This window comes from Streptomyces sp. HUAS TT11 (assembly GCF_051553595.1).
In the GTDB taxonomy this organism is placed as follows: Bacteria; Actinomycetota; Actinomycetes; order Streptomycetales; family Streptomycetaceae; genus Streptomyces.
Genome location: NZ_CP196185.1, coordinates 408624 through 423624 on the forward strand (window position 1 = coordinate 408624; position 15001 = coordinate 423624).

Below are 15001 nucleotides of genomic sequence, written 5' to 3' on the forward strand. Positions count from 1 at the left end.
GCTATCACGCACCAACTCGTTAGTAATTCACACCATCCGGAGTTGGTGGCACTCTCGGCGTACTCGTTCCGCGGAGTCGGATGAGCAACGCGCCAGAAGGGACATTTCGACCTTGTGACCTTCTGAAGTCCAGTCAGTTGCAGAGGACCATCCGCTTCGACAGGCGGAACGAGACACTGATCTTCGGGGACACGGTGAGGCGGTACCGCGATGGAGGCTTCACCCTCCATGCGTCGGAGCTGCCCTCGATCAGATCCACGGACTTCATGGCCGCCATGGCGAGCTATCTGGACGATTGGGACGACGGGACGACCGAGGTCTACGTCGTGGACGGCGACTACGACGAATTCGATGACGAGTACAGCACACCGGGCCCTGTGACCTTTGTCCAGCATCAGGGCAGGGCTTCGGCGTAGTCGCGTGATGCCCGGTTCGTGGCGAACTGCCGGCTCGGCGGCTCTCGGAACGTGACAGGCACGGCTTCCAAGATCATGGAGTTCTCTACGCCCCGTGATCCAAGTGGAAGACCGTGCCTGCCGACGCATCATCTCTGATCCCGCCTGCCCTTGACCAACTGCGCGAGAATCCGCAGGTCGGAACCGAGGAGGTTCCGGGCCTGCTGGAGCGGCTGGCCGAGGTGCGGACCCGCGTGATCCGCGCGGGGTGCGCCACCGTCTGGCCGTCGTGCTCGCACTCACCGCTTGCGCGGTGCTGGCCGGAGCGACCTCGCCGCTGGCGGTCGGTGAGTGGATCGCCGATGCCCCCGGCCGGTGTGCCCACCGCCGAGCCCCGGGCACCGTTGCGGCGGTGCTTGCACTGGAGCACCCAGCGTCGCCCGCGATCAGGCCCCTGACCCGCTGCGAATTGGGCGAGATCCCGGCCTCGAACGCCGACGGCGGCGGTGCGATGCCGCTCCCCGAACGGAAACCCTTGAACGGGCGCTTTTTCTCACGGAGTTGTCATAGGTATCCCGGCATTCTCATCTGTGTCGGAACAACCCACATCACGAAAGTGAGAGTGTCATGGACAAGAACACCGCTGTCGAGCTGCTCCGCGTCGACGAGGTTGTCGCCACCCTGCAGGAGCTGGACGCCACGGAGTACGGCACCGAGGCCCTCGCCATGGAGCAGGCCACCTTCTCCGACTACGGCATCTGATCTGCCGGTAAGGACCCCCGGTCGGCCGGTTCACGGGCCGTAGTAGGGAAGTCGGCTCCGTTCCTCGCCCCGCGTCGTGGTGATCACGCGATGGGGCGAGGAAGGGGGCCCGTCCCATATCCAGGGCGGCCCGGGCCGGCTCACGCGGCATGGTTTCGCACGACGAGAGCCGGTGCGGGAAACGCCCGACCCCGCGCCGAGCCAAGACTCACCTCTGAGAAGTCGGGCAGGTGCTGACTCACGAAGAGGGAAAAGTCCATGAAGGTGACGGAGATGCACCGCTGGGTGGGTGACGTCGAGGAATTCATGTCCACGCACTGGCGGCGAGAACCCGTGGTGTTCGACACCGCGCCGCCGACGCCCATGACCCTTGCGGACATCGACACCGCGCTGGCGGGCGGAATGCTCAGGTCACCCCATGTCGAGATGTGCCGGGCGGGCAAGGACATCGCGGTCAAGGAATACACGCAGGCGCGCGAGGTGCACTCCAAGTCGGCCTTCGGATTCGCCGACAGTGAGGCGATACTCGGCCTCATGGAGGCGGGAACGACCCTTCTCCTGCGGAACACGGAGCAGTGGCACCGCCCCACGGCCGAGCTTGTGGCTCGGCTCGCGGACGAGGTGGACCGGCGGGTGGAGGCCTTCTTCTTCGTCACACCGCCGGGAAGCCAAGGACTCCCCGTCCACCGGGACGACGCGGACGTGCTCCTCCTGCAGGTGGCCGGCAGCAAGAAGTGGACGGTACGGAGCGGCCCGACCGGCCACCATTGGCGGGCCGGTGGGGTCGCGGGAGATCCGGGCGCCGTGCTGCTGGACGCCACCGTGTCCACGGGGCAGGTGCTCTACATCCCGCGTGGCTACGCCCATTCCGCGGTGGGTGACCAGGGCCTGTCCGCCCATCTGTCCCTGACGATCCGGGAGATAGGCGCGGTCGATCTGGTGCGGTCCGTACCGAAACTGCTTCTCGACAAGGTCCAGCTGCCCGCTCTTCCCCTCGACGAGTCCGCTCTGCTGGACTCCGCGGCCACCCTGCTCGAAGCCGCGAACAAACAGCTGGCGACGCTGGAACCGCATGACGTGGTCCGCCACGCGCGTGCGCTGCAGCGGGATCAGCACCTCAACGACGCCGATCCGGCCGCGTCCCTGGTCGGATTCGGCGAACGGCTGGAGCATCCGAAGCCGTAAGACCGTCCCGCTGACGCCTGGCCGGCGACCCGGCCCCGTGTGTCCCACCCGTAGCCCCGGTCGGCATGTCGCCGCCGGGGCTCGCGGCGTTCCCGCCCGAGGCCGGTCTCGTGACGGCCCCGAGGCCGTCCACGACGAAGAGCAGTGCCACCGGACCGGAATGAAGAACCGCAAATCCTTGAACGGGCGCTTTTTCTCACGGAGTTGTCATAGGTGTCCCGGCATTCTCATCTGTGTCGGAACAACCCACATTACGAAAGTGAGAGTGTCATGGACAAGAACACCGCTGTCGAGCTGCTCCGCGTCGACGAGGTTGTCGCCACCCTGCAGGAGCTGGACGCCACGGAGTACGGCACCGAGGCCCTCGCCATGGAGCAGGCCACCTTCTCCGACTACGGCATCTGATCTCTGAAGCCGGATTCCGGCCGGACCGACCGGCCGGAATCCGGCGTCAGCCATTACTCCCAAGGAGGCAGTCCGGATGGGAAATCTGTCGGACCCGGAACCGGTACTGACCCGCTTTGCGCAGACACGCGAAGCAGTCACCGCGAAATATGGGTCGGATTCACAGGCAGTGACCTTCCTGTACTACGAAGAATTGATCTCCCTCCGGACACTGCTGACCCGTGACCGCGCCTCCACTGTTCTCCGCGGCCGGGTCGGGGAACTGGTCGATATCATCCAGACCCGCTTCCACGCCGGCGGGGCCCGAGAACCGGCCCGGACATTCCACCGCACGGTCGCCACCGACCCGGTGGTCATCGAATACGACCGCGCGCACTTCGAGCGGCAGTACCGACGTGCTCTCGAACTCCGTGCCCGCACTGCCGTACGCATCCGCCACCGTGCTCAGGCGATGTCTGTGATCGAACCCGGCGCTTCCTATCTCTACGCCGTGGACGACGACGGTTCCCTGCTGCTCTGGCCGGAGGCGTGCCGCCTGGCGGACCTGATGTTCGGTTGGGCCCCAGGACGGCCCGTCGATCCGGACCGGGTCGTACATCCCATGCTTGTCCCCGACCGGCTTCGGGTGCGAGCGGCCGGCGAGATGATACTGGTCGGTACGGAGGCCAGTCTGGCCGTCGTCGCCAACCTGCGCTCCGGGCACTTCCGGCCACCCGCGCCGTGCGCGGTGGAACTCCGCCGCGCGGCGGGTTCCGCCTTCGAGCTCGATGACCCCGCCGACGTGGATGTGTTCGTTATGCCGGAATCAGGCCGTCCGCCCTCCCCGAAAGGGAATGATGATGAGTCAGCTCACCGCGAGCCGGCTGGCAGTTCTGTCCACTGACGTCCACATCGGCACCGAGCACGAGTGCAAGTGGCAGATCCCGGCTTCGTGCTTCGCCGATCCGGAGTCCTTCGCCGTCAGGACGTTCGACGGGCTCATCGCACCTGCGGGCGGCACGCAGGACTACCTGGAGTCGGTGCTGTACTTCGACGACGCCGAGGGCAGTCTGGCGGCCGCCGGACACACCCTCAGCGTGGTGGTCAATAGCGGCAGCCCCACCAGCACGGCCGTGCTCTCCTTCAAGCAGTCCCTGCACCAACGGGGCTGGCGCGATGCCCTGGAGATGCGTCAGCGCGTGCCACGCGACGAGGTCGACACCCGGCTCCAGGACACCGCGACCCTGCCCGTCGGACACCTGCACGGACTCGGTCTGCTCGCCGGGCCGCTCCGCCCGTCCGGCGTCGCGGTGCAGAGGCGTTTCAAGCGCCACGGCGTCACACCCGGCGGTACCGAGATCTTCTGCAGCATGGACGACGTCCACTTCGGTGATCCCACCGTGCCGAAGGCCGAGCGGACGCGGTACTCCTGCCTGGAGATTGAGGTCAACGACTCCGGCCCGGACGCGTTGGCCGACCTCGCCCGGATCGCCGGCGAGCTGGACGACCGCCTCGGCGTACCGAGGGACCTCACGTCCAAGTCGCAGCGTGCGAGGACCCCCCTGGCGGAGGCAGCGTCATGACGTTCCGTCTGATCTGGCTGGGACGCTCGCTCTCCCTGCTCGGCGAGTACATCCAGTTCCTCGCGCTCCCGCTCTGGGTCCAGAGCGTCACCGGCTCGCCGGTCGCGGGTCTCGCGACATTCGCCGTCTTCTACCTTCCGCAACTGGTGTGCACTCCGTTCGCCGGAGTGGTCGCCGACCGCTTCGACCGGCGCCGTGTCGTCATCGCCGTCGATCTCGCCGCGTTCGCGGTGGCCGCCTCAATGGCGCTGACGACCGACGCGCACCGGATCGGCTCGGTCTACGCCCACCTGGTGGTGCTGCAGGCGCTCGGCGCGCTCGGCGTGCCGGCCTTCATGAGTCTCCTGCCGGACCTGGTGCCGGACGACCGGCTGCTGGCCGCCAATTCCCTGCTCAACGCTTCCGCCGGCGTCGCGATCACCGTCGGTCCGTTGATCGGGACGACCATGCTGGCGCACGGCTCGATCACCGCGGTGATCTGGGTCAACGCACTGACCTACCTGATCGGTGCCGCCGCCATGTGCTTCCAGCCGTCCGGGCGGAGCCCGCGACCGACGACCGGCCCGCAGCGAGGAGGCGGGCCGGGCCAGATGCGCGCCGGCCTCAAGGCGGTGCTCACCGACACGGTCCTGCGGACGACGATCGCGTCGGAGGCGACCTGGATGCTGTTCTGCGGCGCGGCGACGCAACTCGTCCTGATGCGGATCGGCGCCGGCGGCAGCGGCCGCGCAGGTCTGCTCGGCGTGGGCTCCGGCCTGGGCAGTCTGGTGATGACCACCGTGCTCGCCAGGACCCGGCGCGACGTGTCGCCCGCGGGTCTGTTCCTGCTGTCGGTGGCGACGACCGCGCCGCTCATGCTCGTCGTGGCGCTCCTGACCGGGGGCTCCGGCCCCGCCGTTCTCGCCGTCATCGCCGGACTGATCCTCGGTGTCCAGTCGTACCTGGTCATCATCGGGCCGACGATGCACTGCCAGCGCCGCCCCGAGCCCGGCCTGCGCGGTCGGGTGACCGCGGTCCGGCGCACGTCGAGGGCGCTGTGGCAGGTGACCGGCGTGGCCCTCGCGGCGCTGCTCACGCACTGGGTCTCGCCGCCGGCAATCCTGATTGTCGGCGGTCTACTCGCGACGGTGACCGCGACGCCGTGGGCCTGGCGGGCGTTCCGGGCGAGCGTCGCTCCGGCCCCCGGCTCCGAGGCCGCTGTCCAGGTCGGTGCGCGATGACCGGCCGTCCGGGCGGCGCGGTGATGATCGAGATCCCGGCGGGCCACCGCGACGACCCGCTGGGAAAGGCCGGACTCGCCGCCCTGCTCGCCGCCGTCCTCGGCGAACCGGCCTGCGGCGGGCTGCCGGTTCGCGCCGCGGCCGCCGGCTGGCGCTCACGGCACCGGCTCGACGAGCGGGCCTCGTCCTTCGCGTTCTGGTCGCGGCGCCCGGACGAACTGCGATGCGTCCTGGACGAGGCGCGGCGTACGGCGCTGCCCGAAGGAGCGGCGGGAGACAGGTTGCTGGACAAGCTGCGCCGACGTCAGGCCACCGCGCTCCGCGGCGCCGGAGCGACCCCGCTCACCCTGATCCGTCCGATGCTCGAACACGCCGCCGTGGGCACACCCGTCCATGCGGGGCTCGGGTCGGCCGAGACGATCGCGGCGGTGTCGGCGGCCGATCTGGCCGAGGCCGCCGAAGACCTGCTGCCCAGAGCCACGGTGTACGGGATGGGCGAGGCTCAGGACACGGACAGGGCACGCGTGGTGAGCGACTCGGCACCACCCTGGCGTGGCGGCCTGGACCTCATGACCCGGCCCGCCGCCGACGCCCAGGTCGGCGTCCGGCTCGCGCTGCGGGACACGCCGCCCGCCGTGCTTGAGCTGATGACCGAGGTGCTGGGCAACGGCCCCGACGCCCGTCTGCACCGTGCAGTACGCCACTGTCACCATCTCGCGTACGGGTTCACCGTCCAGCGCTGGCACCGGCCCGGCCCGGTGTCGATCGGTGCCACCGCCACCGTCCCGGCGGAGCACGCGGCCGACGCGGTCCGGGTGCTCACCGCCACCGTCCGGCGACTCGCCGACGGAGTGGATCGGCGGGAGACGGCCGTCGCTCATCTGCGGGCCCGGTCCCTGCTGCTCGGCGCGTGCGACGATCCGTACGCCGAGGTCGACGCGGAACGCGGCCGGGTCCACGGCAGGCCCGGGCCCACCGACCTGCTGTCCTGGATGGCGGACGTCCCGGAGCTGCCCGGTCTGGAGTTCATCCCGGTCCGGCCGGCTGTTGCCGTCGTCGGGCCGCTCGGAGAGGAGCATCGAGCCGACGTGGAACGCGCGTACGAGGAGGTCGCGGGATCATGACGACCGCGACGGCCGACTCGGTCACCCTGGTCGGCGCTTCGGGCCTGCGGGCCGAGGTGGAAGTACTGCCCTGGGCGCGCTCGTTCGCCGCCGTCCTCGTGGTGGGCTACGGCTCGCGTGACGACGCGCCCGGGAACGAGGGCGTCGCCCACTTCGCCGAGCACCTCATGGTCCTGTCCGATCCTGGCTCCCAGGACCCCGGTGTGCCGGTCTTCGCCGTGACGGAGATCGATCGCACCGTCTACCGGGCGGCGGGCGACCCCGCGAATCCCGGGCCTGTGCTGCGCCGCCTGCTCGACATCGCCGAGGGACGGCAGCACCGGTACGGCCCCGAGGTCTTCGAGGGCGAACGTCGAGCCGTCACCATCGAGACCCGGCGCATGGACCACCAGCCGATGCTGCGGCTCGGTCCGATGCTCGCAGCCGCCGCCGCGACCGAGTCCGGCCTCGACGCGATCGGGCGTACGTCCACGGCCTCCGTGGCGCGGATCGGTGCCGAGGACGTGGCCGATGCCGTACGCCGGGGATACACACCCGCGAACGCGCGCCTGTTCGTGGCGGGTCCGCCGGAGATCCTGTCCGCCGTGGCGGCGGACCTCGACCGCTGCCGGGCCGGCCGCGTCACTGGCCCCTCGGCGACCGGCCCCTTGGCGACCGGCCCGGCGGGCGCCGGTCCCGGCGGTCTGCGGCTGCCCGAGCTGGACGGCCTGGTCGCCGTGACCCTGCGCCGTCCCCGGTCGGCGGCGCAGTCGGAGCTCGACGCGCTGCTGGACCCCGGCGGGCCGGTCCTGGCGCTGGGGACGGCAACCGCTCTGCCGCCGGTTGGGCGGGTGCGGATCGCCGGGCGTGCTCAGCAGGTCGACGTCGTGGTCTGGCGGGGAGCGGAGGCCGCCGCCACGCTCGGGCGGCGCCTCGCGGCCCTGGAGCACGAGGACCGCGCGGAGCTGCTGCGGGAGCCGTTGCGGCGGCTGCGGACGAGGGCCGCCGTCGCCCGCGAGCAGCAGTCCGTCACCCCGGCGGGGCGGGCCGACGACTCGGCCGCCCGATTCGTCTTCCCCGGCGGCCCGTCCTGCGCCGAGGAGGTCTCCCTGTGGCAGATCACCGAGGGTGTCCCGGATCGCGTCGGCCGATACGCCCTCGGCGACTCGTGAGACCCGCCCGCGGGTTCGGGCGAGCCCTTCGGCAGGACATCCGCTCCCCGCGTCCCGCGCGGCCGGAGCGACACCCACGGAGAACACAACACACCAGGCCCCTGGGAGACAGCGATGGAATTTCCTCACGAGTTCGAGGCACACGGCGTCCGGCTGCGGCAGTACCGCGACCAGGACGCGGCTGGCATGGCCGCGGGGCTGAACGACCCGGAGACCCGGCGCTTCCAGCAGGGCAGCCCGCAGGAGATCACCGTCGAGCAGTGCCGGGCCTGGATCGAGGCGGTGCCCACCAGGTTCGGGCCCGAGAGCGATCGGGTGGTACACGCCGTCGGTGATCCCACCACGGGCGAACTGGTCGCGGGAACGATCATGATCGTCAACGCGTCGCGCTTGTCCGCCGAGCTGGGATTCTGGGTGTGCCCGGCCTTCCGGGGCCGTGGCACCGCGACGGCGACCGCGCGTGCCCTGACCGAGCTCTGTTTCGCGCAGGGGCTGCGGCGCATCGAGATGGTGATCCAGTGGGAGAACCTCGCCAGCCAGCGGGTCGCCCTGGCGGCGGGCTTTCACGCAGAGGGGGATCTGCGGCAGGTCGTCCCCGGCGCGGGCGCCGAACGGCACGACGCCCTCCTGTGGTCCCGGCTGCCGGACGACGCCGACCTGCCCTTCTCCCGGCCGCTGCCGGCCCTGCCGGACGGCACGCTCACCGACGGTGTGGTGCGCGTGCGCCCGGTCGGGCCCGGCGACCGCGCGCTGCTCCCTGAGCACCACTGCTCGCGAGCACCGGTCTGGTGGCTCCTCGGCGAGCAGGCGTGCGTGCTCGTCCTGGACGCGACGACCGGCGCGCCGCTGGGTGAGGTCCGGCTACGGCTCGGTGCCCCCGGTGCCGTCCTGTCGTGCACACCGCTGTCCGCCGAAACGCCGGCGCATCTCCTCCAGCGTGCCGTCCTGCTCGTGAAGACCTGGGCACGGGGCATCGACGTGGGTCCCGTCGCGACAATCGGCCAGGCTGAGGCGCCATCGGCCGGGGTCGTCCGCTGACCGGACGGCCTGCCGTGTGACGGATTCGGCTCCTCTCCCGCCGCGACGCGAGGCCCGTCCGCGATGCGGCGGGAGAAGCCTTGCCCCCGAGGCCGCCCGGCGCGCAGGACGGACGCCCGACCCCACTCGACGACCGGGAACCGGCCGCGTCGATGGCGGGAACCGTCCCCGGAGCATGATCCCTCGCGTGGCCCGCCCCTCCGGGTGGTGGGGCCGGGCTCTGTCGTCTGAGGGCGTCCAGCAGGCGCCGGACGGGACCCTTCCTTGTCACGCGCTCCCACCCGCCGTTGTCGTGCGCGGTGGGCTGCCTCCGACCGGCCTGCCCGGCGGTTCGCGGGCCGGCCCCCGGAGAGGTCCGGCTCCCGCCGAGCCGTCAGGAAGCGTGCGTGACACCCGCCTTGTGGTTCCAGTCGAGCCGGGCCACGTGGTGCACGGACACGGCGACGTCATGTTCCCGGCACCAGGCCGTCGCCACGGCCAGCGGGACACCGTGCGTGTTGCGCAGCCGCAGCAGGGCGCGGGCCCGATCGGACGGCTGATGAAAGCGTGTTACCGCGCTGGTCAGCAGAGCCGGTGCTCCGGCCAGCACACGTGCGAAACGCTCGTGCTCCTGGTGCACGGCCCCCAGCGTGTCGTCCGTGAGCGCGGGCAGACCCAGTCCGGCCCGCACGGTCCTGTCCGCCGCGACGACCAGCCCTTCGATCCGGTCCAGCGGCACGCCGCTCAGTACCAGTTCCGTCTCCGCCTGGCGCAGCAGACTGCGCACCACGTGCGCGCGTCCCCGGGGCCCCGGCATGAAACCCGATCCGAGCAGCAGAGCCGCGGTGAACGTCCGGTCGACGAGCAGACGGACGCGCTGGGCCTGTGCCGTCCGAGTGCCGTGTGCCCGTAGCACCGCACGGACGGCTTCCACCAGTTCGGCGAAGCGCCGGACCCCGAAGTGCTCCCGGGTGTCCTCAAGAGCGCACTGGAGGCCGCTCTCGAACACCTCGGTCCTCAGCAGGGGGCTTGTCCGGTACGAGGTCATGCAGTGGAACTGGGCGAGGACGAGGTAACGGCCGCAACGGCAGCCCGGCCCGCACAGTGAGCCGCAGGGGAGCCCGACGGGAAACTCCAGGCTCAGGTCCGGGCCGTTCCCCATGGTCGTCCGCCCCGCCGAGGCGAACTGCCGGTCGGACCCGATCCGCTGCGCCTCCACGCCGAGGCGGTCCAGCGCCCCACGGACGTCGTCGGAGACGGCTGGACTCGCCCGGACGACGAAGGCCAGCTCGCTCTCCCGCAGGCCGGTGCCGGCGACGGCCCGGGTGACCCCGCGCAGGGAGACGTGGAGCGGACGGTGCCCCGTCCAGGCGGCGCTCAGTACCCGTTGAGCCGTGGCCCGTACGGTCGGCACGGCGTGCAGTGAACGCGTTCCGATCGACCAGCGCAGGGTGTGGGCGCCGCCGTACGAGTACCGCAACGACGCCGTGAGCGGCTCGCTCCACGCCGGGTCGAGGTGACAGGGGAACAGGCCGACCCGGGCGGGCTCCGAGGGGGTAGGAGGTTGCCTGCGGTACCCCTGGGCAGCCAGGGCGTCTGACACATGCCCAATGTCCATTGGCGATTGTTTCACACCTCACCACCTACCGATTGTCCCGTATTGACTGCAATGTGGCAGTCAGTATTAACGTTGAAGTCTGGAAAATTGAACACTGCATGAGTGGGGATGAAAGGGTGCAAGGACGGGGATATCGAACCGTCATAACGCCTTGCATTGGACATATCGATCCTGTCATCAATTGTTGACTAAGACTGTCAAGTTCTGTCACGATTTCCGTGTCGGATTCGCCGATGAAAAGTAATGACGCGGGAAAGGTTTTGCCATGCGTGCTGCCCTTGCTCTCCTTTTGACGGCCGTCGCCCTGCTGGCCGGAGTGACCACTTCGGCGGGCAGAGTGCCGGTCGCCGGCGACGGGTTCGTGCGGGTCGTTCTCGCGGACGGGGAGCCGAAAAACGGCGACCTGCCGATGTGCTGCTGACCGCGCGCGCCGCCCGTCCGGCCCGACGCTGGAGGTGCCCGCCCAGAACGCTGCGGTTTCCCGGCGGGCACAAGGGTGACGGCGTTCCGGCTGTGCGGTCGGTTCCGCATCGATCGTCTTCAGGCTGAACCGTCAGGGCGGACAGGCCGTCGGCCTGTCCGCCCTGACGGTTGTGAGAGACACGGAGAGGGGTCGTGCCCCCGGTCGATTTCCGTTCATGTCAACGGTATGTGCCGACCGCGTTATCGATTTTCCGCCTCCGGCTTTTCCAGATGGCGGCCGGTGATCGTTATCGCCACCGACGCCGCGACGAACGTGATGGCCAGGGCCGCCAGACCCCATCCGCGATGGCCGATGAGCAGGGCCACCAGGGCCGGACCGACGATGCCGACCCCCGAGCTGCCGAGGCTGAACACCGAGAGGTAATCAGGTCGGCTGGCCTCGGGCGCATGGGTATAGGAGAGTTCCCAGCCGCCGGCCGCCTGCCACAGTTCGGCCGCGGTGATCAGGACCGTCGCGAGGACGAGCAGGGCCACAGCCGTACCGCTTCCGGTCAGGGACGCCGTGTAGAGGACCGGGCACAGTGCCGCGAGCGCCCAGCCGGCGTTGCGCAGCGCCCGGGCGCCGTCCCGGGAACCGGTGACGGTCTTGGCGAAGCGCACCTGGAGCGCGATGGCCAGCGCCGTGTTCAGCATCATGAGGATGCTGAACAGGCTCGGGGGAGCGGAGGTGGCCTCAAGCAACCACAGCGGCAGACCCACCGTGAGGATGACGGTGTGCAGGTAGAACACGCTGTTGATCACGGTCAGCGCCAGGTAACGGCGGTCGCGCCACACCGGGGACGCGTCACCCCGCCACATCGGTCGCTTGGCCACGGGGACGCCGGTCTCCACGTCCAGCAGCCCCAGCAGGAGGGCGGCGAAGAGGAAGGCCGCCGCGTTGACGAGCAGCAGCGAGCGGAACGCCCAGGTGCTGTCTGCCACGAGCAACGGAGCCGCGGCCAGGGCGCCCAGGGAAACGCCCGCGTTGATCGTGGTCCGCATCACGGCGAGCGTACGGACACGGTCGGCGCCCCCGGCGATGGCACTCACGACCAGCTGGGTCATCGGAGTGGTGGGCACCTCCGCCACGGACAGCATCGCCACGCACAGGGTGAACGTGGTCAGGCTGTGCGAGAAACCCAGCGCGGTCAGCCACACCGCTCGCCAGGCGTGCAGCAGGCGCAGGGTGCCCAGAGCACCGAAACGGTGCGCCAGTCGCCCCACCGGCACGGTCATCAGGAAACCTATGAGTCCGGCGATGCTGAGGCCGGTGCCCACCTGCGTGGCGCTGAGACCGACACCCTTCACGAAGAAGACGGTGCCGCTGGTGAGGTACAGCCCTCTGCCGAAGCTGAACACGGCCACGGTCAGGGCGAAGATCCGGCCGTCGCGGGAAGGCAGGGCGTAGGGACTCAGCAGGCGTGCGAGCAGAGAGCGGGACCGGGAGCCGCCCGGCTTGTTGCCGCCGGAGGCCGTGCTCGAAGTCGTGGTCATGCCACCCTGCCTTCTCATGTACATCCCTTGAGTTGTGACTGTGCGGGTGCGGGTGTGGGGATCAGGCTCGCCGACGGCATCAGGCGGCCTTCCCGCCCTTCGGGGCGTGGGCTCCTGTGGCGGTCGCCAACGGTTCCGCCTCGTAGCGGACCAGCGCCTCCGCCCGGTCCAGCGTCTGCCGGCACTCCTCGGGGGTCGCACCGGTCACGACGAGCGCGGCCAGACGCGGCACAGCGCCGTTCGGCGGCAGCAGCAGCCGCCGGCCGGGCTCCGCCAGCCGCACGGCCCGGCTCACTCCCGGCACCTGGGCCGCGGCCGTCAGATCGAGCGAGCGCACGACACTGTCGACCGCCGGGTACAGGAAGCGGACCTCGGCACACCGGCCTCGGGTCGCCCGGGTGTCAGGGCTCCGGCCGAGCGCGACGTCGGCGGCGACGGTGGTCAGCTCGACGCCGGTGGCCAGATGGCCCAGATAGGGGATGAAGTCGCCGCCGAGCCGCCCGTTGAGTTCGATCAGGCGGGGACCGGCCGCGGTGAGACGCACCTCGGCATGGGTGACCCCGGTGGTGACGCCGAGGGCCCGGTGCGCGTCCGAGACGAGGGCGATCACTCCGTCGGCCCACGGCTCGTGCCGCCAGGGAGCCACCAGATGCCCGACCTCCTCGAAGAAGGGCGGGAAGCCCAGCCGTTTGCGCGCCACGCTCAGCGGCTCGACCGCACCGTCCCGGACGACGGAGTCCACGCTGATCTCCGGCCCCTCCAGGTACTCCTCCAGGAGCACGCCCTCCAACTGGTCGAGACCGGGGAAGGCGGCGCCCGCGGCGACGTCGTAGGCGGTTCGCAGTTCCTCCCGGTCGTGGGCGACGACCACGCCGACACTGCCCGCCAGCGAACGGGGTTTGACCACCACGGGGTAACCGATGCCGGTCGCCTCGCGCAGCGCCTCGTCCACGTCGTGCACATGCGCGTGGCGGACGGCGGGCAGACCTGCGGCCCGGAGGAGGCCGCGGGTCGTCAGCTTGTCCCGGCAGGCACGGGCGGCCGCGGGGGACATGTGCGGCAGTCGGAGTCGGTCGGCGGTCCGTGCCGTGGCCTCCAGGAGAACCTCGTTCCAGGTCATGACACCGACCCGGCCGCCGGTGGAGGCGGCCGCCGCGGCGACCGCCGCGCTCAGGGCGTCGGCGTCGCCGGGCTCGACGACGCTGTGGTCCGTGGTGTAGGCCGCCTGCCAGCTCGGCGCGGACTCGCTGACCAGGTGCACGCGTGTGTGCTCGGCGAGCGAGGCGAAGGCGTACTCACGGTAGGCACGGTCACCGTTGCCGACCAGGACCAGCAGGTCGGGGTCGGCCGGGTCCACCGAGGCGCAGCGGTAGTCGAAAGCGGCGGACGTACGACGGACGGCCGCCTCCACCTCGGACGTGCTCGCCCCGCGGAACCGGAAGCGGGCGCCGGAATGCTCGTACCCGGCCAGCACGGGCAGCGTCTCACCCGGCACCGGCACACGAGCGGCGTAGGGCCCGCCCTCCTCGGGCGTGGGGTGTCCGCCCGCCGAGGTCACCCGGCAGGGCCGGGCGGCCGGGGTCGGGACCAGGAGCCAGCCGCCGCGCTCGGCACCGGAGGCCGACGGCGGGGCCACGGCTTCGGGCGGCAGCGGCCTTCCGGTCTGAACGGCGAACGCGGCGGCCATCAGGTCGACGCCGTGCACCTCCTGCCAGACGAACGGCACTTCCGCGCCGCCGGGCCTGGCGCCGACCTCCAGTACCTGCAGCCGGGGGACGCCGTCGGCGCTGGAGAGGAACAGCTCGATGTGGAACACCCACGGCCGCTCGGAGAAGGCGGTCACGACACGGGTGGTGAACTCCTCGATCACCCGCAGGAGTCCGGGGTCGTCCAGTTCCACCGAACCCAGCGCCGTGCCGCTGGTGTAGTCGAGGCAGGTACTGAGGTAACGGGAGGCCCGCCAGGCGCCCAGGCCGCTTCCGGTGGCTATGCCGTCGACGTGCAGTATCTCGTGCGGCAGGTAGGGCTGCACCAGCATGGGCACGTCGGGCTGGAAGTCGTAGGCGGCCAGTTGCTCGGGGGAGTCGATGGGCGTCACCCCGGCACTCGCCGTACCCCGCACCGGTTTGACCAGCACGGGCCAGCCGTATCGGTCGGCGAAGGCATGCACCGCCGCGTGGTCCGGAGCCGGCTCCGTGGCCGGTGTGGGCACGCCCGCCTCGACGAGCCGCCGGCTCATGGCCAGCTTGTCGCGGAACGGGCGGAGCTCGGCGAGGCGTTCGCCGGGAATCCCGAGTTCACCGCGCAACTCCGCGGCGATGTCGAGGTCGACCTCGTGCAGGGCCACGATCCGCGTAGGCCGTCCGAAGCGCCCGACGAGCGCCGAGACGGCCGTCCGGACCTCCTTGCCGTCCTCGGTACTGGACACGAGGGACACCGCGGCGGCCTCCGCGGGCAGGGAAGCGGCGCCCTGACTGGTCGTCACGTACGTGACGTCGTGCACCCGGTGGTCGAGATAGGCGGCGTAGTCGGCATAGCGGTCGGTCCACCGGTGGATGACGAGGTAGTGGTGCGGCATGGTCCCTCCATGGGGCGGGGCGTGGGTG

The 15001-nt window shown here is 70.7% G+C and carries 14 protein-coding genes; 11 read left to right on the forward strand and 3 right to left on the reverse strand.

The features are described 5' to 3' along the window. Positions 1 to 137: 137 nt before the first annotated feature. The 10 genes from ACSHXN_RS45625 to ACSHXN_RS45670 all read left to right on the forward strand — a co-directional run bounded on the left by ACSHXN_RS45625 (position 138) and on the right by ACSHXN_RS45670 (position 8842). Entirely contained in the window at positions 138 to 416 is a 279-nt protein-coding gene (locus tag ACSHXN_RS45625) for a hypothetical protein (protein WP_438306827.1), read from the forward strand. Positions 417 to 1022: 606 nt separating this feature from the next. Continuing rightward, the gene (locus ACSHXN_RS45630) at positions 1023 to 1157 is read left to right on the forward strand and encodes a hypothetical protein (protein WP_438306829.1); all 135 of its coding nucleotides are present in this window, start codon (positions 1023 to 1025) and stop codon (positions 1155 to 1157) included. Positions 1158 to 1415: 258 nt separating this feature from the next. Next, the gene (locus tag ACSHXN_RS45635; RefSeq protein WP_438306828.1) at positions 1416 to 2342 is read left to right on the forward strand and encodes a JmjC domain-containing protein; all 927 of its coding nucleotides are present in this window, start codon (positions 1416 to 1418) and stop codon (positions 2340 to 2342) included. 270 nt (positions 2343 to 2612) lie between these two features. Then, entirely contained in the window at positions 2613 to 2747 is a 135-nt protein-coding gene (locus ACSHXN_RS45640) for a hypothetical protein (RefSeq protein ID WP_438306829.1), read from the forward strand. 76 nt (positions 2748 to 2823) lie between these two features. After that, complete coding sequence (locus ACSHXN_RS45645) at positions 2824 to 3630, forward strand: hypothetical protein (RefSeq protein ID WP_438306830.1); 807 nt, start codon at positions 2824 to 2826, stop codon at positions 3628 to 3630. Then, positions 3587 to 4309, forward strand: a complete 723-nt coding sequence (locus ACSHXN_RS45650) for a hypothetical protein (protein WP_438306831.1) — start codon at positions 3587 to 3589, stop codon at positions 4307 to 4309. Before ACSHXN_RS45645 ends, ACSHXN_RS45650 begins: the two co-directional genes overlap by 44 nt. Continuing rightward, positions 4306 to 5529, forward strand: coding sequence for an MFS transporter (locus ACSHXN_RS45655; RefSeq protein ID WP_438306832.1), 1224 nt, complete (start codon positions 4306 to 4308; stop codon positions 5527 to 5529). The genes ACSHXN_RS45650 and ACSHXN_RS45655 overlap by 4 nt, the downstream gene beginning before the upstream one ends. Next, the gene (locus tag ACSHXN_RS45660) at positions 5526 to 6653 is read left to right on the forward strand and encodes an insulinase family protein (protein WP_438306833.1); all 1128 of its coding nucleotides are present in this window, start codon (positions 5526 to 5528) and stop codon (positions 6651 to 6653) included. The genes ACSHXN_RS45655 and ACSHXN_RS45660 overlap by 4 nt, the downstream gene beginning before the upstream one ends. Then, positions 6650 to 7804 (forward strand): insulinase family protein, encoded by a 1155-nt coding sequence (locus ACSHXN_RS45665; protein ID WP_438306834.1) that lies wholly within the window; start codon positions 6650 to 6652, stop codon positions 7802 to 7804. Before ACSHXN_RS45660 ends, ACSHXN_RS45665 begins: the two co-directional genes overlap by 4 nt. Positions 7805 to 7918: 114 nt before the next feature. Further along, positions 7919 to 8842 carry a GNAT family N-acetyltransferase gene (locus tag ACSHXN_RS45670; protein WP_438306835.1) on the forward strand — a complete coding sequence of 308 codons (924 nt, stop codon included), beginning with the start codon at positions 7919 to 7921 and terminating at the stop codon, positions 8840 to 8842. 373 nt (positions 8843 to 9215) lie between these two features. On the opposite strand, the gene ACSHXN_RS45675 is transcribed toward ACSHXN_RS45670, so the two are convergent. Then, complete coding sequence (locus tag ACSHXN_RS45675; RefSeq protein WP_438306836.1) at positions 9216 to 10424, reverse strand: alanine--tRNA ligase-related protein; 1209 nt, start codon at positions 10422 to 10424, stop codon at positions 9216 to 9218. Positions 10425 to 10704: 280 nt separating this feature from the next. Here ACSHXN_RS45675 and ACSHXN_RS45680 point away from each other — a divergent pair, with 280 nt between their 5' ends. After that, positions 10705 to 10860: a hypothetical protein gene (locus ACSHXN_RS45680; protein ID WP_438306837.1), complete on the forward strand. Its 156-nt coding sequence runs from the start codon at positions 10705 to 10707 to the stop codon at positions 10858 to 10860. A 242-nt stretch (positions 10861 to 11102) separates the two neighbouring features. Here the strand turns inward: ACSHXN_RS45680 and ACSHXN_RS45685 are convergent, their stop codons facing one another. Together ACSHXN_RS45685 and ACSHXN_RS45690 are read right to left on the reverse strand one after the other, a co-directional pair. Beyond that, positions 11103 to 12395 (reverse strand): MFS transporter, encoded by a 1293-nt coding sequence (locus tag ACSHXN_RS45685; RefSeq protein WP_438306838.1) that lies wholly within the window; start codon positions 12393 to 12395, stop codon positions 11103 to 11105. 79 nt (positions 12396 to 12474) lie between these two features. Next, positions 12475 to 14973, reverse strand: coding sequence for an ATP-grasp domain-containing protein (locus ACSHXN_RS45690; protein WP_438306839.1), 2499 nt, complete (start codon positions 14971 to 14973; stop codon positions 12475 to 12477). Between the last annotated feature and the right edge of the window lie 28 nt (positions 14974 to 15001).

What these genes read in the sequence shown, in the direction of transcription:
- ACSHXN_RS45655 (WP_438306832.1), top strand. Translation starts at nt 4,306, where the DNA reads ATGACGTTCCGTCTGATCTGGCTGGGACGCTCGCTCTCCCTGCTCGGC.
- ACSHXN_RS45690 (WP_438306839.1), bottom strand. Translation starts at nt 14,973, where the DNA reads ATGCCGCACCACTACCTCGTCATCCACCGGTGGACCGACCGCTATGCC.
- ACSHXN_RS45645 (WP_438306830.1), top strand. Translation starts at nt 2,824, where the DNA reads ATGGGAAATCTGTCGGACCCGGAACCGGTACTGACCCGCTTTGCGCAG.
- ACSHXN_RS45680 (WP_438306837.1), top strand. Translation starts at nt 10,705, where the DNA reads ATGCGTGCTGCCCTTGCTCTCCTTTTGACGGCCGTCGCCCTGCTGGCC.
- ACSHXN_RS45665 (WP_438306834.1), top strand. Translation starts at nt 6,650, where the DNA reads ATGACGACCGCGACGGCCGACTCGGTCACCCTGGTCGGCGCTTCGGGC.
- ACSHXN_RS45640 (WP_438306829.1), top strand. Translation starts at nt 2,613, where the DNA reads ATGGACAAGAACACCGCTGTCGAGCTGCTCCGCGTCGACGAGGTTGTC.
- ACSHXN_RS45635 (WP_438306828.1), top strand. Translation starts at nt 1,416, where the DNA reads ATGAAGGTGACGGAGATGCACCGCTGGGTGGGTGACGTCGAGGAATTC.
- ACSHXN_RS45685 (WP_438306838.1), bottom strand. Translation starts at nt 12,395, where the DNA reads ATGACCACGACTTCGAGCACGGCCTCCGGCGGCAACAAGCCGGGCGGC.
- ACSHXN_RS45630 (WP_438306829.1), top strand. Translation starts at nt 1,023, where the DNA reads ATGGACAAGAACACCGCTGTCGAGCTGCTCCGCGTCGACGAGGTTGTC.
- ACSHXN_RS45650 (WP_438306831.1), top strand. Translation starts at nt 3,587, where the DNA reads ATGAGTCAGCTCACCGCGAGCCGGCTGGCAGTTCTGTCCACTGACGTC.
- ACSHXN_RS45660 (WP_438306833.1), top strand. Translation starts at nt 5,526, where the DNA reads ATGACCGGCCGTCCGGGCGGCGCGGTGATGATCGAGATCCCGGCGGGC.
- ACSHXN_RS45670 (WP_438306835.1), top strand. Translation starts at nt 7,919, where the DNA reads ATGGAATTTCCTCACGAGTTCGAGGCACACGGCGTCCGGCTGCGGCAG.